The organism is Actinomyces lilanjuaniae (assembly GCF_003606385.1).
Lineage (GTDB): Bacteria > Actinomycetota > Actinomycetes > Actinomycetales > Actinomycetaceae > Actinomyces > Actinomyces lilanjuaniae.
On record NZ_CP032514.1, the window covers coordinates 1341145 to 1359622 of the forward strand.

An 18478-nucleotide genomic window follows, 5' to 3' on the forward strand; every position below is an offset into this window, starting at 1 on the left:
CCCTACTCCTCACCACCGGTCGTGGAGGTGACGGCCTCAGCGTCGGTGCCCCGGTCCTCGACGATGTCTCGGGCGGTGGTGGACACCTGCGCGGCCCCCTCAGCCAGCGACTGGACCAGGGAGGTGGTACGGGCCTGGGCTGCCTCCACCATGAGGCGGGAGACGGTGGGCCGGTCGAAGCCGAGCAGCTCGTAGGTGACCTCGGACGTGGCGGGCAGGACCCCGGCAGAGACCAGCTCCATGACCGACTGGGCCTGGGACGCCCTGGTCGGGGTGGAGGGGTCATGCCACACGGGCCGCAGCCCTGCCATGTCGTCGGGCACCACGGTGGTGCCCCGGGCGGCCTGCACCGCGAGCGCGGCGACCTGCGCCCAGGCGTCGGTGAAGTCGTTCTGGGCGTCCTCGGCCACGGACACCAGGTCGGCCTCGGCGGCCTTGATCGCGTCGGCGGAGGCGGGGTTGTCCTGGACGATGCCGAGGTAGTTCAGGGGGATCGACGTCTCGGAGGCGAACATCGTGGCTACGGCACGCAGCTCACCGGTGTGGGGCTCCATGGACCCCTGGGTGAACTGCCCCGCGACCGGGTTGACCTCGGAGACCTCTCCGGTGGTCTCGTTCCTGGTGGGGCGGGAGGCGACCAGCAGGTGGCCGATGACGGCCTCCCACCCCGGCCTGAGCTCGCCCGCCTCGTCCTCGAAGGCCTCCATGTCCGCGCCCAGCAGGTAGCGCTGGGGCGCGGAGAAGAACTCCGAGGCGACCTCCAGGCGCAGCAGGGTGCGTGCGGCGTGGTCGGTCAGGCGCATCACCGGGCGGGTGATCCGCGAGGTGCCGAAGGGGCGGCCCGGCGTGGGGGCGTAAGCGAGGGCGACCACGGGCACGCGGCCGAAGGCGTGCCACAGGCGCTCTGCCCGCCACGGGGCCGTCGTGGAGTCCCGGGTGACCTCCACCCTGGACTCCGCCGTCCACCACGACATGCCCAGGACGCCCCCGTACTCGTTGCGCTCGTCAACGGTGAGCGCGTACTCCAGGCAGTGGCGGCGCTGGTCCCACAGGCCCGACGCGTCGGTGGCCGTGTAGGGCGTCAGCACGGCGGCGGGCTCGCCCCGGGAGGCGTCCCCGGCAGTGACCGCCACGAAGCACACCCCGTCACGCAGGGCGGCGGTGTGGACCTGGCGGGCGCCCACGGCCCAGGCGTTAGCGTCCAGGACGTCCTGCACCTCGGTGACAAGACCACCCTGCCCCGGCACCGCGAACCCACGCAGGCGCAGGCGGCGGGCCACCGTGTTGACGGCCTTGGCGGGCCACCCCACCACAGGCATGAGGGCCTCCAGGTCCTCAGGCACCGCGATCCCGATGTTGCGGGCCACCTCCTCGCCCTCGTAGTAGCGGCGGCGCAGCCGGTTACGGCGGCCACGGTCGATGAGACGACGCACCACCAGCCGGAACGCCTCCGCCTCCTCACCCAGGACAGCGGACACGGCCTCGTGGCGGGAGGGGTCAGTCATCCAGGAAAGAGTCACCTGAGCACACCTACCTTCCTGCGCCTGCGCGGCCGTGTCGCGGCCACCTTCCCGGAGTCCAGGGCGATCTTGGCGCCCAGCCGGGCACCGACCATGCACACGGCAAGGTCTACCAGCCTGTCAGAGTCCCGGCTGGCCTTCCCCAACGAGTACCCCCACTGGTTGGGCCGCCGCCTGGCGTTGTGGACATGGACCCGCAGCGCCGGGTGGCCGTCGTGGGGAAACGGCGTCCCCTCCTCAGCCGAGTCGATGTCCAGGGCAGTACGCATCGCCATGTCCGTGAACGCCTGGTTGCGCCTCACACCACCGGAGGCGCTCATCCGCATGTCGAACAGGACCGCGCTGCCACCGGCCCCCGGGGTGGCCCACACCGGCAGGACACGCCGGAAGTCGCGGTGCCACCCCTCGATCGCCTCACCCCAGTAAAGCGCCTCGGTGGAGTCGTCCCGCGAGGGGGAGGGGTCCACACCGAACCACACCACCCGGTAGTCGCCCATCGCCCTGCGCACCGCCGCGTCCACCTCACCCCGGGGCGCCAACCACCCCGGCCACGGTGGCCGTGAGGCCGCTGCCACACCCCCAGGGTGAACACGTAGCCGTCAGACAGGCGGCACCCGACCAGCCCAGTCGCGTCCTCCGACTTCGAGCAGTCCAGGAACATCGCGACCCGGTCCTCCGGCCCCACGACCCGGGGGAGGACAGCGCGTCGAACCGGGCGGGGTCCACCCACGCGTCCTCAGCAGCCGCCAGCACGTTAAGGTAGAAGCGCATCGTGTCAGCCACCGACGTGCGCGTGTCCAGCACCTCGTCCCCCAGGCGACCCAGGTCCGCCCACGGGGCGTCGCCGTAGGCCGCCGCCAGGCCCGCCGTCCGCGACCCTTCGTCATAGAGGTCCGTGTCAGGCGGCGCCTCAATGCTGTCGTAGAGGATGTCCCGGCGCGGCGCCCCCGGACGCTGCTGGGCCTGCCACGCCAGGAACGACTGCTCCGCGACACTGTCCTGGCCAGGCTGGTGGGCGTTGGTCAGCTCCACCACCCTCGCGTACACGTACCCGGGGCTCTTGGCCACGTTGCGCCGGGCCACGGCCGCCACCCTGTGGCCTCCACTGGCCTCGGTCATGTGGTGGGACTCGTTGAGGATCACCGCCGTCGCCGGGGCACCCTCCATCGTCCTCTCCGAGGCCGTCAGAAGCTCGATACGCCCCGTCGCCGTCACCGTACGCGTCAGCCCAGGGTCCAGCGCGTAGTCCTCCGCGAGCGCGTCAGAGACCATGTCGTTGGCGACCTGGAGCACCTCTCCGGCCTGCGTCAGCGAGTTCGCCGCTATCTGCACCTTGGAGCGGCCGCGCTCCACGCCCACGGGCTGGCCCGATGAGTCGAGGCCGTCAAGCTGGACAGGGCCGCACGCCTCGATCCACGCCAGGGCCGCAGCCAGAGGGTCCTTGCCCGTGCCCTTGGCCCCCCGCTTTACAGCTGAACGGTAGACCATGCGCCCGGTGGCTGGGTCTACCGCGTACCACAGGTACAGGAACCTCTTCTGCCCCACCGTGAAGGCCCACGGCTCGCCAGTGATCGGGTGGACCAGGTAGTCCTGCGCCCAGGCGATCACCTGCGGCCCCAGGGTAGGCGGCAGCAGGGCGAGCCGCTCCTCGCTGTTCCACGGCAGGGCCGGGTCACCAGGCCAGGGGATGGTCAGCCACGCACCCGTGGCCTCGTCCACCCAGTAGCCGGGCAGCAGGTCAGGTGAGTCAGGTGAAGTCGCTGCGGGCATCACGGATACGGGTCACAGTAGCCCGGGGCGCGTCCTGAGCAGGAGCGGGTGCGACCTCCCACCGCAGGCGCAGCATCGACCACGGGTTGAGCCCCAGGCGGTCGGCGTAGGCCAGGGCCGCCTTGGCCGCCCTGGCGTCCCCGAGCTCAGCCAGCGCCTTCAGCCGACAGTACTGGGCGACCTCACGCGTCCACCTCGACCTCTCCCACTGGACAGCCATCGGTGTCCTCCACGCCTCGCGCCAGACACGGCGCTCCAGCCGGGAGGCCTCCTCGCACTCCGCGCCGACCTGGACCGCCCGAGCCCTGGCCCGGGCCGCACGGTCCACCAGCCGGTTACGACGCCTCCCGTCACCCTCCTCAGCCGCCTGGGCCTCCAGCAGGTCCGCCTGCTCGTCCCAGTAGGCGACCAGGGAGCGGCGCGGGTCCGCCGGGAGAGGCCACGCAGGCGCCTTGCCCTGCCTCCCCTCCGCAGGCAGCTGCACCATCGCGAAGGTCGCGTTGCGCCGCGCCCGGGCCGAGGGGTGCTTGGGGACAGGACCGGACGGCATCACCCACCCCCACCATGACAATCATCGGTACAAAACCGGGAAACGACCAGGAATACAGCAGTAGTAAATCGGGTGAACTAGTGCCACCCAGAACGACGGAACCCGTACACAGCCCGAGGCCCTATGCCGGTCGTAGCCGGGAAGGTGGGGGTGGAGGGGGGTGCCCCGCCCCTGTCCGGGTGCAGTCCCGAGATGCCAGAGCCCTGGGAGGCCGTCACACCGCGCCCGGATGAGGCGGCACCGGCCGCAGCCGCGACCGTCGCGCGCGACCACGAGCAGCCTCCTCGCGAGTCTTGCGACCATGGCACGAGGCGCACACCGCCTGCCCGTTGGCCACGTCCAAGGGCTCACCGCCCTCAGCCACCGCTGTCACGTGGTCAGCCGCCGACGCCCGACGCTGGCAGCCGTCAAGCCGAAGCTGGCAGACGAACCGGTCACGCCGAAGCACCGCCGCAGCCCAGCGCCTGTGCTCAGCAGACGACGTCCGCGACCACCCGCGTGCCCACGCCACAGCCACCACCCCCGGACGAGAAGGCCCCCGTACCAGGCGGGCAGCGGAGGAACCACAAGCCCGACGCCCGTCGTGGCTGCGGGCACACGTGTGCTACTGGCGGCAATCTTGCACCATCCTCGAACGGGTGTCCACCCCAGCCAACACCACCGGCGCGTCGCCACGACGAGAGCACCGACGACGAGCAGCGAGGAACCCAGCAGCCTCTGCCGACAGGACGTCGTCCCAGGCCACCCACGCCTCCCGGCCCACACGGTGACGACGCACCCGGCCGCGCCGCACCCACGAGTCCAGCGTGGACCGCGACAGCCCGGGCAGCCGCCCCACCGCCACGGACGCCCGCACCCACTCAACACCCTCCGGGTCGATCACACCCCCACCCCCGCGACAGGGGTACCCAATCCGAGGGGGGCGGCCTCAACGAGGGGGGTACCTGAAGCAGGGGGACCCGAGCCGAGGGGGCGCCCGAAGCAGGGGGTGTCCCAGGCGAGGGGGCCGACTCAACCACGGGGGCACCGGAAGCGGCCCGGGCCACCGCGACAGCCCACCCCGGGCACGCTCCCATTCCTGCTCCGACAGGACCCGCCCGCAGGCCAGGCGCGAGCACACCACCTGGGACTCACCACCGACCACGCGCACCGGACGCACCACCAGAGACAGCGCCCCGCAGGACGGGCAGCGCACCTCAGTGACCCGACGCTCCGGCTCCTCAACCGGCCACCGCGCCGAGGCGCGCGCCGACGCAGCACCCAGCTCGTCCACCATCACCCCCGCCCACGACTGGGCACCCACCCACTCCAGGTGAGGGTCCAGCCAGCGAACCAGGCCGCGCGTCCCGGAGGGGTGAGCCAGCCCGACCACGTCCTGCCCGTCAGCCGACCACCGCGACCCAGACACCGGAGGCGATGACGCCCACGGGCACTCAGCCGCGACCTCAGCGCACCACGCCCACAGCCCAGCGTGCAGGTCGTCCGCAGCGTCCAAGGCGTCCGGCCACAGGCACCCCGGACCAGGCGGACGACGCACCCCACCAGCAGACCCCGACGGCGAGGCCAGCGACGGCACCGCAGCAGCAACCAGGTGCTCCACCACCGACGGCAGGGTCCGCACCACCCGCTGTAGCCGCGACCAGCACGACGCGCACAGCACCAGGCCAGCCACAGCACCACGAGGCAGACAGCCAGGACACGCCAGGCCGTCATCGGTGGTACCAGGACAGTCCGGGCCGTGCTCACCACGAACCACGCACCCAGCCACACAGACAGCCATCCGGTCTCACTCCTCAACGCTCGTCACGGTCGATACCTGGCACAGGCGGCAGGGAAGACGATCTCCGTGCTCGGTACAGGTCCAGGTCTGCCGGTGCCTGCGGTACCCCCGTCCTCGCCCCTGCCCCCGCCTGCGTCTTCGTCGTCGCCTAGGTGGTGGGTCAGGAACAGGAACCGTAGGTGGCGGCTGGGCAGGTGCCGTGCCCTGCCGTGCCCTGCCCTGCCCTGCCAGGCCGCGCGTGCCCGCGATAGCGGGCGCGTGCGCCCGCGTGCGCCCGCATGTGGGCACGCCCGCGCGCGCGTGCGAGGCAGTCGCGAGAGCGGCGGGCAGGTCGGACTGGGGTGAACCGGCTGCGGGACCAGCGGCCGAGGAACGAGTGGTCGCCACGGCCGTGACCGGGGCGACCTGCTGAGGCGCAGAGCAATCCACGGCCTGGCTGACAACGGGCGCACTGCCGCCCCGGTCCGGGGCAGCCTGCATCACGAGACTGTCCGTGTTTTCTGCTGAGGCGCTGGTACTGAGAGCCTCAGCGAACGCCCCGGAAAAGGGCAGACTCCACCCGTTGAAAGGTGCGATGGGTGTTTTTTGGCGTTCTGGCGTAGGCGGTCTGACCGGCCCTGCCGCCCCCACAGTACTGTCAGACTCCCCACCGGCTCCCGGACTAAAGGGGAAGGAGGGGCCAGGGTCCTCCTGTCCTGCGACTTCCGGGTCGTGCTGTCCCGGACCGGTAGGCGGGCATCCAGCGACCTCCGGCGGACGTGCCGGGTGCGGACGCTCCTCCTCCGGGTCCGGGGCAGCGTCTCCCGGGTGCGGACTGTGAGGACCTGGCTCCTGCTCCTCCTCGTCGTCGTGGGAGGGCGGTGGCGGCGTCTGGACAGGGCTGGGGGCCTCCTGTCCCAGCAAGCTCTCGTCCGAGGCCAGGATGGCCGCGTACAGCCCAGCGGACTCCTTTGAGTGCGGGCGTGAGTCGCGGGCCGCCAAGGCCTCCTCGTGAGCCCTGGTCAGGTGCAGGGTCAGGTTCGCTGCCTTCGGAGGGCGGTTGCCCTTCTGCCGGTTGCACCCGTGGCAGGCGATGACCAGGTTGTCCTGTCCCAGGGCGCGGGGCAGGACGTGGTCGACCTCTGGCGCGAGCCTGCCCTCCTTGGTGGCGCGAGACAGGTGCTTCTGGCAGTAGGCGCACACTGCCTCGTCCGGCCCGTCAGGGTCCTTCTTGCGGTCGTCCGGGAGGCGGTCACGCTCCCACACGGCCTTGTGCATCCGAGGGTCGCTGCGCTCTGTCCTGAGCGCCTGGATCATGCGCTCCTCGTCGCCGGTCTTCTTGTGCCACTGCGTCCAGTCGTGGTAGCGCCACTGGCCCGGCTCGACCGGTGGGCACCGCTCACAGCCGTGCTCGGAGTCGTGCCACAGGCCCACCTCCACCAGGATCGTGGCGAAGCGGTGGACACGGACGGGATCTGGAGCAACCTGGACCACGTCGTAGATGTCGACCACGCCGTCGCCGTGGGCGGCCTTGGCCCGGGAGCCGACCATCATCCACAGGAAGCCAGCACCGAAGGCGTCAGCGTCCCCGCCCAGGCCCCTGCGCATCAGGGCCTGGTGCTTGGGATGCTGAAACGCCTGGTCATCGACCACGAACCAGCTCAACGGGCGGACTCCTCGGACACAACGAACGACAAGACAAATGAAAGGACAGGGACGGTGGGCTGCGCCCGCGAGCGCGGTCGGGGGTCATGAGAGCTCGCTCGGGGGGAACTTCCCCCAGGGGATGACTGCCTGGACCATGGTGCTGAGGTCCTCGATCTCCTCCCTGAGGATGACGGAGCGTCTGTCTTCCAGGGCGTCGGCGACTACCTCGTGCGCCCGGAAAAGGTCGAGCAAGGTCCTCCTGGGCACGAGGACCGGCTCGTCCAGGGCGCGGAGGCGGTTTGCCTCGTGGGTCAGGCTGAACAGCGCGCCGGTGAGGACCTGGTCCAGGGCCTCGTCGTCGAGTCCTGCCGTGCGGGCGGCGACGGCGGTCTGGAAGACAGCCAGACGCTGCGTACGGGTCGGTGCGGGTGTGGGTTCCGCAGAAGACGTCTCGTCCTCGACGGTCACGAGGTCTTGACAACCGTTCCCCTCTGGCGCGCCTGAGATGTCCCTGAGGGTCTCGCGAGCCCTGTCTGCGGCGTCAGCGAGGGTCTCGGCCCTGGCCCCGACGAGGAGGTTCCCCTTCTCCTCGTAGTCCAGGCGGGTGTCGTCAGCCTCCGCCTGAAGGTCGTCCACGAGCGCCTCGACAGCCTCTACAGCCTTGACCTCTGCGGGTCCTCTCCCGGTGACTGTGGCTGTGCCGTCGGCTGCGGTCACCCCTGTGATCCCAGCAAGCACCTCCCGCGCCGTGGCGTCGGTGGGGGCGAGTCGCAGCGGGCGGCGGGAGGCGATGACCTCCGCGAGCGCACGGACGAGGTCCTGGGCGCCGAGCCCGTACCGGCTGGGCACGACGGAGCAGGCCCAGCCGGTGACGGTGTCGTCCTGGGCGGTGACGTCTAGGGAGGCGGTGGAGGTCCTCTCGTCCCCCAGGTAGAGGGTGTACCGGTCGGAGGGGCCTCGGTGTGTACTGAGGGAGCGTACGCAGACGGTGGCCTCCACGTCGCGGATGGTGCCGGTCCACAGGGTGGTGCTCATCGGGTGGCCTCCTCGTGGCGGGCGACCAGCAGGAAGCGGGCCTGGTCGAGGTGGGACACCGGCACGGGGTCAGCGTCGCTAGCGGGGCACAGCCACACCCGGTCGTGCAGGTCAGCGACCACGCGGGCCAGGCCGCCGTCGTAGGCGTACTCGTCGTCGGGGCACACCCAGGTGACCAGGTCACCCGAGCGCAGGCAGGCCGCAGGCACCCAGGTGGGGGAGGGGATCAGGTCAGCGTCCCACGCCTCCTCTGCCTCCTGTGGTGCGGGGTCCCAGGCCAGGGTCACCCCGCTGGCAGCCAGGTCGCGGGCCTGGTGGGGCACGGAGTCGCCAGGGGCGACCCACCCGGCACCGGCCAGGCGCATGAACGGCCACCCCGCACGGTCACGCACGACCGAACGGGCGGGCAGGGCCTCCAGGTCCTCCACCGACAACAGGCGGGCAGCCAGGGGCGCAGGGGTACAGGTATACTCAGCCACGTCTCCTCCTAAGGAGATTCCGGCCCCGCGTACCGCAAGGACCGCCAAGTACTGGCGGTACGCGGGGTTTCTCATCGTCGACGTCGCGGTCCCCTTGGACCGCACGGCCGACCGTAGCCTATCCTCCTGCACTATGCAATCAGAAGGGACCGCTACCGGCTCTTGCGGCCCACGATCCTGTAGAGGTTGTTGCGGTCCGTCCCCGCCGCAGTGGCGATCTCCTGCCTCGGGATGCCCGCGTCCAGGGCAGCCTGGACGGCTCCAGCCCGGACATCTGCAGCCTCCGCCATGATCTGCCGAGCCCGTTCGGTCTCCTGACGACTGTTCCTGCTGGCGTCCTGCACGGCAGCCAGGAGCCTGCGAGTCTCGTCCTGGCCCGTACTCGTCGCCCCCGCCTGACCCAGCCCGGTCTCGGCCGCCACAGGCCGCGCAAGTGGGGTACTGGCACTCTGCTCCCGCTTGAGAATCTGGTAGATGACGTTGCGGTGTACACCTATTGCGTCGGCGATCTCCTGCCGAGGGATACCTGCGTCCATGGCCGCCTCCACAGCCTCGCGCCGAGCAGCCGACGCGGCGTCGGCCTGCTCGCGCAGCGCAGCAGCCCTCTGGGTGGCCTTTCGGGCTGCCTCCAGCAGGGTGCGCTTGGTCTCCTCGTCCACGCTCATCACTCCTGATCCTATCCGCGAGCGCTGTGGTGGTCATGCTGCGGTCTCCTTGGTGGCTGTCCAGACCTGGTCCAGGAGGTCTCGGTCTGTCTCGGTGTAGGCGTAGACCTTGCGTACCTGGCCGTTGCTGATGGACCTGAGGAAGTCCTGGACGTAGAGGGGGCGCCGGGCGGGGTCGATGTCGGGCGCCTCGCCCAGGCCTCGGGCGAGGACGACCCTGGCGCGGGCCTCCAGGTGGTCGGCGTGGACCAGGCCGCGGGCGGCCTGGAGGAGGTCGATCTGGGCGCGTGAGCGGCGCAGCAGGTCGTCAGCCTGGTCGCCGGTGGCGGTGGGGGAGATGTAGCCGCCGTGCTTCCGGATGGAGGGGAGTACCTCGTGGGTCACCCACCGGCGGAACGGGCGGGCCTCGGGCCTGCGGCTGCGCAGGACCAGGGAGTACAGGCCCGACTCGGAGACGAGCAGCGGCGCCCGACCCCCATTTTCCGTTGCAATCTCGCCAATGTGGATAGTATCCGTGTTGGTCAGCTCATCTTCGTCGAGGATCTTCCTGAGGTCTCGGGTTGCGGTTCCGAGGATGTCGCAGACGTCCTTGGCGACGAACCACAGGGCGCCGTCGGTGTCGGTGATGACGCGGACCTGGGTGTCCTCGTAGGTGAACGGGGTGATCTCCGTGGTCATGGTGGGTCCCTCTCTTGTTGCCTGGCTGGGTCAGAACGGGGGCTCGCCGTAGGGGAGGTGCTGCTGGTCCGGCCCGGGTGGTGGCTGGGGGGCGACCTGCCCGGACAGGGCCTGGGCGAAGGAGCCCGGCTGCTGGGGCGTGGGAGCGTGGCCCTCCTGCTGGGCGGCCTGGCCCCCGCCACGCGGGTTGCGGGTGACCTGGGCGCGGGCGTAGCGCAGGGACGGGCCGATCTCGTCCGCCTGCATCTCCACCACGGTGCGCTCGGACCCGTCCCGGGCGGTGAAGGACCGCTGGGTGAGGCGCCCCTGGACGATGACGCGGGTGCCCTTGTCCAGCGACTCCGAGATGTTCTCCGCAGCGTCCCTCCAGGCGGTGCAGCGCATGAACAGGGTTGCCCCGTCCTCCCACTGCCCGCTGGCGCGGTTGTAGGCCCTGGGGTGGAGGCGACGGTGAACGAGGCGACCGCGACCCCGGAGGGGGTGAAGCGGATCTCCGGTGGTGCCGTCAGGTTCCCGACCACGGTGATGACTGTCTCGCCTGCCATCAGAGGTCCTCCTCCCGGCCGTGAGGGGCTGGGCCTCGGTGTAGGTGGCTGCGAAGACGTCTGGCTTGCAGGGGTAGAACTCGCCCCTGACACCACGGATGACCCAGTCTCCCTGCCGGGCTCGCATGACACCCTCCAGGGTGGTGATGAGCAGGTCCCCCGTGTCGGGGTCGATGCTCGCGCTTGTGGTCTCCTGCACCCAGTGGAGGACGGCTGCCCGCAGGGTGGGGCAGCTGGTCCACGGGGCGGCCTCGACCTCGACGGGCCGCTTCACGAAGCGGCGTGGTCTCCAGGTCACCAGGTTCTCCTCTCGATGTGCGGGTAGTCAGACCGAGCTATCAGCCCCTCCGTCGCGCTGATGGCGCGGTGCTCCTTGGGGTGGGTGACGTAGTCGACGACGCCCTGGGCGATGACCTCACCGGTGGTGTGGTCCCTGGTGCGGACCGTGTCCCCGACCCGGATCTCGCTGAAGCAGACCGGCTCCCAGGTCATGGCTGGTCCCCCTTGTCGTAGAGGGCGAGACGGAACTCGTAGACCGCCTGACCGAGCCTCCTGGTGGTGATGTCGGTGGCGCGGCGCAGGTCCGGGCCGAGCAGGTGGGCGGCGTCGTCGTCCGGGAGGACCCCGGCGTCCACCAGGCCGTCCACGATCGGCTTGACCGTGGCCATGAAGTTGTGCGGGTCCCGGCGACGCCGGTCTGGGAAGGCGATCTCCACCGCCAGCCGGGCACGCCGCAGGCGGGGGGCGCGCCCCACCACGGCGGTCTGTGCCGCGACCTGACGGATCGCCCGCCGCCTCGGGGCGGCCTGGGACCAGTGCCTCCTGTCGTTGAGGCTGAGGACGTCGGAGGCAGCCAGACGCACGACGGCCTCCCACACGGGTGCCGCGCTCACCGGCCCACCTCCGGGGTGCTGTGGTCACCCACAAGACGAGGACCGGACGGCACACCACCGTCCCCGGCCCCGGGCTCCGGGCGTGATGCGTGACGGGGGAGGGCGCATGGGTGGCGGCTCACGACGGCGAGCGCCTCAGCGGCTCCAGGCACCTCCGTGCCGCTGCTGCCAGGCCCGGCTGCGGAGGCGGGACTGCCCAGGGCGGGATCTGCGGCAGCCAGGACGCTCCTGACACCCGAGGCGGCCGCGTTCAGGAGGACCAGGGAGCCACGCACCTCCCGCCCCCAGGCGGCGACAGCGTCACTGCGCCCCACGGGCTCCCCGGCAGGGTCGCTGGTCTCCAGGGTCAGGGTGGTCTCCCCCAGGACAGGAGTCGTGACAGTGACTACTGCTCTCACGCGGCGTCACCACCCTCAGGAGCGTCCCCGTCACCGGTGCCGTCCTCCCCGGCGGTGGTCCTGGTGGCGAGCCAGTCCTCCAGCTCGGTGACGACCTTGGAGGCGGCGTCCCTGACAGGCTCCCCGCCGACGGGGACACCGTCGAGGAGGAGACCCATGAGCGCGGACACCGCAGGGCCGTCGTAGGCAGGCTGACCGGTACCCGGCCCCGGGACCTGTGAGACCAGGCCGCACCCCACGACCGCCAGCCCGGCCAGGTCCTCGGTAGCGGCCCCGGCCACGAGCACCAGCTGCCCGGTGGTGGTGACTCTCAGGGGAAGGACACCCAGGGCACGGCCCGTGGCCATCCACGGGCGCATCCTCTCAGCGGACAGGACCACCGCCCCCGTCGCGGCCAGGTCGGCGGCGCAAGCCTCCAGCACCACGCTGGCCGCGTCCACCCGCTCCTGCCCGTCACCGCCCCACGACCCAAGAGCACGCACCCGGACGGACCGGCCGGGGAGCATCCCCGTGACGTCAGTGACCTGCAACGCCGTGGCCCGGCCCTCCTCCAGGGCGTGCTGGAGACTCACCCGGGCGCTGTCGCCCCCGCCTCCGCGCAGGACCGCCACCACCGTCCTGAGGGCCTCAGCGGACAGGTCAGCCTCCACCCAGGTCACCGGACGGCCCTGCCCGTCCACGGGCTCGTCGGCGTCCTCCAGCGGGAGCATGGCCACCACCGCCGAGGCCTCGTTGGCGGCCAGCAGGGCCAGGCGCATCACGCTGGTGTCCACCACCACGCGGACACGCTCCACGCCGCCCCCGTCCTTCTCCCTGCCCACGTGGGGGACCACCGCCGCGACGGCGGTCAGCAGCTCCCCCATCCTGCACACCACGGACACCCCTGTGGTCGTGCTGGCTACAGCACTCATGACCGCAGCCCCTCCTTTCCTTCAGTCTCCTGCATCCTGGTGGTCTCCTGCGGGTCCTCCCCGCCCTGTGGTTCTCACGGCCCACCTCCCGGGCCGGGTCCCGTGACATCTCCCGTGCCTTTTCCCGGCACGGGGACGGCCAGTACCTCCTGGACCGACTCGAACCTGACCTGCCCCTCACGGCGGGCCGCGTAGCGTCGGACCGACTCGTAGCCCTTCCCCGTACGCTCGGCGACGTCACGGGTGGACAGGCCCGCCGCCCGCAGGTCGGCCAGGTGCTCAGCCACCCGGGCCGCAGGCACCATGCGGGGCACCAGCGGGGAGGCGCCCACCGCGTACTCCTTACGACGACGCCGGTACACCGCAGTGCACGCCCGGCACCGGCACCCGTCCTGCTGGGCGCGCGCGTACGTGCCGTGGTCGTGACGGACCCTCACGTGCGTGCAGGGCCGCTCCTCACCCTCCACCGCCCTGGGGCGCTGCCAGCGCGGGGTCACAGCCACTCCTCCAGCCCACGCACGGGCAGGCCGACGGCCCTGGCCCAGTCCGCCTCGACCACCGCGCCGCGCGACCTCTCCCACCCGGGCAGCAGGGCAACCCCGTCACAGATAGTCAGCATCCGCGTGGTGGTGCGCATCCAGGCCACCCACTCCGAGTCCTGCGCCCTCCCGTCCGGGCGGGCGAGACCAGCCGGGTCGCACACGTCATAACCAGCGGCGCGCAGACGCGCAGCCGCGCTGGCGAACGCAGCCTGGTCGTCCTCCACACCGGTGACCGGCCCGGCGACGTAGAGCCTCACGCCTGCTCACCCCCGTCCTGCGGGTCAGCCGCTGCCAGGCGCTCTACCTCGGACAGCTCGTACCCCGCCCCCACCAGGGCACGCAGGTAGCCGGAACGGGCGGACGCGTCCGGCCCGAACGCGCGCTCGACCGTCCAGTAGTCGCCCGTCATGCAGCCCTCCACGCAGGCCGACGCCAGCGCGACCACCCACCGTGACGCGGACGCCGAGCGGCGGGGGCCACCGCGCGTCCCGGCGAGCCCCCTGACAAGGTCGGCACCAAAGAGGCGCTCGGCCGTCTCGCACAGGGACCTCACGGAGACGCAGGTGCATGACAGGTGCCCTACCGCCCAGTCCACCAGGCCGGTCGTGGCGACCATGCCGGTGCGCAGCATCCTGATCACGAACTCCCGGCGCAGGCGCTCCGCAGCGGCCGCCTCCGAGCGGCGGCGGTGCAGGTCGGCGGGGGGCGAGACGACGTCCCGGGCCTCCTCGACCTCCTCCGTGTCACCCTCGGTGGCTGCGGAGGTGCTGGTGGTGCTGACAGGGGGCGTCCTGGACTGGTCGTCGCCGTCGTCGTCCGTGGTGGTGACGGCTGGGGTCCAGCGGGGGGTGTCGTCCGGGACCTCCTCCCCACGAAGGCGGGCCGCGACCGCTGAGCGCACCGGAAGATGCCCGCACACGTCAGGGTCTATGCAGTAGGCGTAGGTGACGACACCGTCCTGATCGAAGGACCACCCGATACCCACGGCATGACCGGGGCAGGACCCGTGGCCAGCCTCGTCGAGGGGCTGACCCGTGGTCCCGTCAGCCAGGACGGACAGGAGGCGGGCCTCGGACATGGAGTCCAAGGCGGCCAGGTGCTCAGAACGGGTCAAGACCCTCACACCGCACGCCTCCAGCTCCTCCCGGCGCAGGCGTGTCTCCCGGGTGCGCCGGGTCTGCTCCCGCCACAGGGCGATCAGCTGCTCACGGGCGGAGGGGTCCCTGGTGAGCTCTGCGACCATGTCCTCCTCGGACAGGTCACAGTCCTCGTCGGCGGCCAGCCCAGCCACGGCGGCGAGGTCCGTCAGTGTCAGGGAGGGCAGGGCCTGAGCCAGGGCGTCCACGTCAGTGCCCGACCCGTCGAGGGCCACCGCAGCGGCGACCTCCTCACGGTCAGCGATCCTGCGCAGCCTCCGCTGGGGCATGCCGGAGCGGGAGAACAGGGCCAGGGCACGCACCCGGTCACCCGTGGTGAGGTTACGGGCAGTCTCGTTAAGGACCAGCTGGCGGCGGGTACGCTCCACCGCCTCCACCCCGGCGGTCTCGTCAACCACGTGCACCGGCACGACCTCCAGACCCGCCCTGCGGGCAGCGTCCAGACGACGGTGCCCATCAAGGACCACCAGGCCGGTCAGCGTGGGATAGGCCAGGATCGCGTGCTGGACACCGTCCTCCCTCACCGAGGCCACCAGACGGTCACGCTGCTCCCTGGGCAGCCGGGTGCGCACGTTGTGACCAGGGTCCAGGGCGTCGGGGACAGCCCACACGTGGTCACCCACGCGCAGGCCGCTGGTGTCGCCACCGGCCTCGACCAGGACCGCACGCCCGTCATCCGCGAGGGCGCGCGCCCGCTCCAGAGTCATCGGGCTCACGCGGCACCACCGCCCTCCACGGACACACGGTCGATGACCATCTGGCCCCAGGTGACGTACCCGCTGCCGTCAGCGTCCCTGTGCTCGAACACCGGGACCATCCCCACCGCCTGGCCGACGTCGTCAGCCCACTCCTCAGGGCGCAGAAGGACCTCGTAGGGCTGGTCCGGGACGGTGAACCCCACCAACCTGTAAGGCTTCCCCCGCCACCAGTCCTGCCTGCCAACCAGGAACGAGCTGGCGTTGATGAACCACGGGTAAGGCAGAGTCCCGTCACCGAAGGCACGGGGCTGGACCATGATCGTGGTGGTCACGACTCCACCCCCTCACCAGCACCAGCGCCGGTCCCTGCGGCATCGCCGTGGCCACGGCCGGTGGTCGGGGGCACCTCGACCAGCAGGGCACCCATCAACCCGGCCACCACAGCGGCCAGGCCCGCCCCGCTGACAGCCGTGCCAGCACTCGCCCCGACAGCGACGTTGACCAGGGCCAGCACCAGCGCCACCCCCAGCAGGGCGTACCCCCACACCCGGGCACCAGGCGCCGGGCGGCTCGCCCGCACGCACGGCGGGACACTCGTCTCAACCATTGATATCCTCTCTCTACCTATCCTTTGCGGGGACGCCTGCTCCTTGTGCACGGGGGCGTCTCCTCCTTGGGTTCCTCGCCAGGGGCACTTCTTGGGTTCCGGCTCCTGGCACCAGCCCCGTCGCTGTCCTTCCTTCGTCAGCGGCGGGGCACTTCCACGCCCGCCACCGGGCGCCCGCACGACCCTCATCACAGGCCCCCTCCAGGCATCTTTGTCCCGGTAGGCTCGTGGCAACCACCAACCACCGACGGCCCGGGGTCCCCGCCCACGGCGCCGTCGCTCCCTGCCGAGGAGGAACCCATGGGAGACATCCCGTCCTGGATCAGCGTCGTCATCGCCGCCGCCTGCGCGGTCGGCTCACTCATCGGCTGGTGGGGGTCCCGGAAGAGCGAGGCCGAGGCGCAGCGCATAGCCGAGCGGTCAGCGGCCGCGCTGGAGGCGCAGGTCTCACAGGGCCGGGCGTCCGCCGAGCAGGCAGCGCAGGCCGTAGAGGTCGCGGAGGAGCACGCCGGTGCTGCGGCACGGTCAGCCGCAGCCTCCGAGAAGATCGCCGCAGCGCTCACCCCGCCACCACTCGTTATCGAATGGTCCTCACGCAACAGCTTCTGGCTGCGCAACACCTCCGACTCACCCGTTGAGGTGGAGGCCTTCACAGATCCCGACGCGTTCCTGCGCGAACCATTCGATGTTCCGGTTACACTCGCAGCCGGAGAGTCCGTCTCGGGAGACGTCACAGAGGCGTGGGGACTACCGTTCCCCGGGACGCTGTCCCTGCGGGTCGCTGGCAAGAAGTCACCGGTGACCGTCCCACTGTCCGGGCGACCGCCCAAGTCCTGAGTCTCAGCCTCCTCCTCTGCCCGCCTGACCCTAGCCTCAGCCCGCGCAGCATCTACCTTTTCGTAGACCCTGTCCCACGCGGCTGCAACCTCAGCCCAGGCGCGCGCCGTCTTCTGCTTCTCCCACCACGTCAGGCAGACGAACAGGCAAGCCAAGACCAGGCTGACCACCTGTATCACCAGAGGAACCCACCTCATCACGCCGCCTCCCCACCGTCAGCAGGAGAGGAAGGGGCCTCCTCGGTAGGGTCGGAAGAACCACCAACCACCGGCACCGCACCATGGGCTGCGGCGCCGTCACCCCCTACCGAGGAGGAGTCTCCATGCCGAGGAGCACCCGGCACCTCGACGACAAGGCGGCACGACTGATCGTGCGCAGCCACGACCGTGAGCACTACTGGGCCACCGACAACGTAGCCCTGTGCGCCGCCATCGACGCCGTCTTCCGCTACAGCCTGTCCATGCAGGAGACCGTCTACCTCTCCGGGGCCGCCGACCCCGTCAGCGGACGCTCCTGGGCCACCGTCATCATGCCGCCCGGCACCAGGCTCACGGCCTCGTACTCGGCCGGAGCGCACTATGACGGTGACACCCTCACCGCCGTGGCCGCCGTCGTCCGGGACCAGGTCGAGCGGCACGGAGGCGTCACCCTCGACGCGGACGACAACATCATCGACCAGCCCGACGTCTGAGGCGCCAGGGCCAGCAGCCGAGGCCAGCTCGTCGTCAACGTGCACCCACGGCATCACGCCACCCCCTCACCAGAGAAGGAGGAGACCGGCCCGGTAGGCTCAGGGCAACCACCAGCCCGCGACGACGCGGGACCCTCCCCGCCGCCGTCGCCACCCACCAGGGAGGAACCACCATGACCGACACCGTCAACCGGGACAGCGCTGACCAGCTTCAACGAGAGATGACCGAATGGGGCGAGTCCCTGGCGCAGGCCGTCCAGAACGGTGACGCCACCGGATTCACCATCAGCCTCATCGGCCAGCAAGGCGTCGCCCTGCGAGCCCAGGCCGTACTGATCCACGACCTCCTTGAAGACACGACCCAGGTCCAGGACGTACTCAGCAGGCTCAGCACCACCGTCGAGCACCTGGGAGGGGTCGTTGACGGCCTGGCAGCGAACCTCGACACCGCAGGCGCGGATAACGAAGTCCGCACGGAACTCAGCACCCTCCGCAGCGAGGTCGAGCGCATGAAGAGCGACATGGCACCCAAGGCGGGCGTGAAGTCGGCACTGCTTGACATCGGCACAACCGGCGCCAAGGCCGCAGCAGGCGCCTTCGGTGCCGCTGGCGGGGCTGCCGCAGGCCTGAGCGTCTTCGGCTCCTGACCCCACCAGCTCCTCGCGCGCCCGCTGCACCGCCTGCCGCAGGAAGCCGCCCATAGCCTCACCGCCGACCGTACCAGCATCAGCCGCCGCGTGACACGTCCCCATACTCACGCCACCCCCTCAGGGGAGCCCGCGAGCGCGGCAGAGCCGTCAGAAGAAGGGGTAGAAGTGGTGTGGTCGGAGGAGTCGGGGGAGGGGGCGGAGGTAACGCGGGGGAGCCTGGCGAGGATCTCGTCGCGGCGGGCCTTCGCGACACGCTCCACCTCCTGCTCGTCGATGAGCCAGGCACCTCGCTTGGTGGGCAGTTTCTCTACGGCCGACATGCGACCCTCCTCGATCCAGCGGATCGCTGTCCTGACGCCGACATTGAGGCGGTACGCTGCCTCTGACGCGGTGATCAGGTGTGTTTGTCTTTGCATGCGACAAGTATTGCCCTACAACTTCGCGTA

General features: G+C 71.0%; 25 protein-coding genes and 1 pseudogene. 3 read left to right on the forward strand and 23 right to left on the reverse strand.

The window, feature by feature from the left end; translation table 11 throughout:
* Positions 1–2 precede the first annotated feature (2 nt).
* The 22 genes and pseudogenes from D5R93_RS05765 to D5R93_RS05870 form a co-directional block, all read right to left on the reverse strand.
* Entirely contained in the window at positions 3–1505 is a 1503-nt protein-coding gene (locus D5R93_RS05765; protein WP_120204295.1) for a phage portal protein, read from the reverse strand.
* A gap of 11 nt (positions 1506–1516) precedes the next feature.
* Positions 1517–2095: a hypothetical protein gene (locus D5R93_RS05770; protein WP_162933851.1), complete on the reverse strand. Its 579-nt coding sequence runs from the start codon at positions 2093–2095 to the stop codon at positions 1517–1519.
* Positions 2043–3293 carry a hypothetical protein gene (locus D5R93_RS05775; protein WP_162933852.1) on the reverse strand — a complete coding sequence of 417 codons (1251 nt, stop codon included), beginning with the start codon at positions 3291–3293 and terminating at the stop codon, positions 2043–2045. Before D5R93_RS05775 ends, D5R93_RS05770 begins: the two co-directional genes overlap by 53 nt.
* Positions 3268–3843 (reverse strand): hypothetical protein, encoded by a 576-nt coding sequence (locus D5R93_RS13195; RefSeq protein ID WP_162933853.1) that lies wholly within the window; start codon positions 3841–3843, stop codon positions 3268–3270. The genes D5R93_RS05775 and D5R93_RS13195 overlap by 26 nt, the downstream gene beginning before the upstream one ends.
* A 211-nt stretch (positions 3844–4054) precedes the next feature.
* Positions 4055–4351 carry an HNH endonuclease gene (locus D5R93_RS05785; protein ID WP_162933854.1) on the reverse strand — a complete coding sequence of 99 codons (297 nt, stop codon included), beginning with the start codon at positions 4349–4351 and terminating at the stop codon, positions 4055–4057.
* A gap of 93 nt (positions 4352–4444) precedes the next feature.
* Positions 4445–4723 (reverse strand): hypothetical protein, encoded by a 279-nt coding sequence (locus tag D5R93_RS13200; protein ID WP_162933855.1) that lies wholly within the window; start codon positions 4721–4723, stop codon positions 4445–4447.
* Between the two features lie 45 nt (positions 4724–4768).
* Positions 4769–5620, reverse strand: coding sequence for a hypothetical protein (locus D5R93_RS05790; RefSeq protein WP_120204307.1), 852 nt, complete (start codon positions 5618–5620; stop codon positions 4769–4771).
* Positions 5621–5626: 6 nt separating this feature from the next.
* Positions 5627–7264 (reverse strand): HNH endonuclease, encoded by a 1638-nt coding sequence (locus tag D5R93_RS05795; protein WP_120204309.1) that lies wholly within the window; start codon positions 7262–7264, stop codon positions 5627–5629.
* 84 nt (positions 7265–7348) lie between these two features.
* A complete protein-coding gene (locus D5R93_RS05800; RefSeq protein WP_120204311.1) occupies positions 7349–8281 on the reverse strand; it encodes a hypothetical protein in 933 nt (310 codons plus the stop codon).
* Positions 8278–8760: a hypothetical protein gene (locus D5R93_RS05805; protein WP_120204314.1), complete on the reverse strand. Its 483-nt coding sequence runs from the start codon at positions 8758–8760 to the stop codon at positions 8278–8280. The genes D5R93_RS05800 and D5R93_RS05805 overlap by 4 nt, the downstream gene beginning before the upstream one ends.
* A 152-nt stretch (positions 8761–8912) precedes the next feature.
* Positions 8913–9425 (reverse strand): helix-turn-helix domain-containing protein, encoded by a 513-nt coding sequence (locus D5R93_RS14010; RefSeq protein ID WP_243106980.1) that lies wholly within the window; start codon positions 9423–9425, stop codon positions 8913–8915.
* 33 nt (positions 9426–9458) lie between these two features.
* On the reverse strand, positions 9459–10103 hold the full coding sequence (locus D5R93_RS05820; protein ID WP_120204316.1) for a BRO-N domain-containing protein: 645 nt from the start codon (positions 10101–10103) through the stop codon (positions 9459–9461).
* Between the two features lie 30 nt (positions 10104–10133).
* A pseudogene (locus D5R93_RS05825) lies at positions 10134–10648 on the reverse strand (single-stranded DNA-binding protein).
* 294 nt (positions 10649–10942) lie between these two features.
* Positions 10943–11140 (reverse strand): hypothetical protein, encoded by a 198-nt coding sequence (locus D5R93_RS05830; protein WP_120204318.1) that lies wholly within the window; start codon positions 11138–11140, stop codon positions 10943–10945.
* Positions 11137–11541: a hypothetical protein gene (locus D5R93_RS05835; RefSeq protein WP_120204321.1), complete on the reverse strand. Its 405-nt coding sequence runs from the start codon at positions 11539–11541 to the stop codon at positions 11137–11139. Before D5R93_RS05835 ends, D5R93_RS05830 begins: the two co-directional genes overlap by 4 nt.
* Entirely contained in the window at positions 11538–11939 is a 402-nt protein-coding gene (locus tag D5R93_RS05840; RefSeq protein WP_120204323.1) for a hypothetical protein, read from the reverse strand. The genes D5R93_RS05835 and D5R93_RS05840 overlap by 4 nt, the downstream gene beginning before the upstream one ends.
* Positions 11936–12850, reverse strand: coding sequence for a hypothetical protein (locus D5R93_RS05845; protein ID WP_120204325.1), 915 nt, complete (start codon positions 12848–12850; stop codon positions 11936–11938). The genes D5R93_RS05840 and D5R93_RS05845 overlap by 4 nt, the downstream gene beginning before the upstream one ends.
* A gap of 74 nt (positions 12851–12924) precedes the next feature.
* Positions 12925–13347: a hypothetical protein gene (locus D5R93_RS05850; RefSeq protein WP_120204327.1), complete on the reverse strand. Its 423-nt coding sequence runs from the start codon at positions 13345–13347 to the stop codon at positions 12925–12927.
* Positions 13344–13649: a DUF4406 domain-containing protein gene (locus D5R93_RS05855; RefSeq protein WP_120204330.1), complete on the reverse strand. Its 306-nt coding sequence runs from the start codon at positions 13647–13649 to the stop codon at positions 13344–13346. Before D5R93_RS05855 ends, D5R93_RS05850 begins: the two co-directional genes overlap by 4 nt.
* On the reverse strand, positions 13646–15256 hold the full coding sequence (locus tag D5R93_RS05860; RefSeq protein ID WP_120204332.1) for a ParB/RepB/Spo0J family partition protein: 1611 nt from the start codon (positions 15254–15256) through the stop codon (positions 13646–13648). Before D5R93_RS05860 ends, D5R93_RS05855 begins: the two co-directional genes overlap by 4 nt.
* Positions 15257–15261: 5 nt before the next feature.
* Positions 15262–15579, reverse strand: a complete 318-nt coding sequence (locus D5R93_RS05865; protein WP_120204334.1) for a hypothetical protein — start codon at positions 15577–15579, stop codon at positions 15262–15264.
* A complete protein-coding gene (locus D5R93_RS05870; RefSeq protein ID WP_162933857.1) occupies positions 15576–15854 on the reverse strand; it encodes a hypothetical protein in 279 nt (92 codons plus the stop codon). The genes D5R93_RS05865 and D5R93_RS05870 overlap by 4 nt, the downstream gene beginning before the upstream one ends.
* A 300-nt stretch (positions 15855–16154) precedes the next feature.
* Between D5R93_RS05870 and D5R93_RS13205 the strand changes: the two genes are divergently transcribed.
* From D5R93_RS13205 to D5R93_RS05880, 3 genes are all read left to right on the forward strand, one after another.
* Positions 16155–16691: a hypothetical protein gene (locus D5R93_RS13205; RefSeq protein ID WP_162933858.1), complete on the forward strand. Its 537-nt coding sequence runs from the start codon at positions 16155–16157 to the stop codon at positions 16689–16691.
* 322 nt (positions 16692–17013) lie between these two features.
* On the forward strand, positions 17014–17382 hold the full coding sequence (locus D5R93_RS05875; RefSeq protein WP_120204338.1) for a hypothetical protein: 369 nt from the start codon (positions 17014–17016) through the stop codon (positions 17380–17382).
* Positions 17383–17555: 173 nt separating this feature from the next.
* Positions 17556–18029, forward strand: coding sequence for a hypothetical protein (locus D5R93_RS05880; RefSeq protein WP_120204340.1), 474 nt, complete (start codon positions 17556–17558; stop codon positions 18027–18029).
* Positions 18030–18136: 107 nt separating this feature from the next.
* On the opposite strand, the gene D5R93_RS05885 is transcribed toward D5R93_RS05880, so the two are convergent.
* Entirely contained in the window at positions 18137–18448 is a 312-nt protein-coding gene (locus D5R93_RS05885) for a helix-turn-helix domain-containing protein (RefSeq protein WP_120204342.1), read from the reverse strand.
* Positions 18449–18478 lie beyond the last annotated feature (30 nt).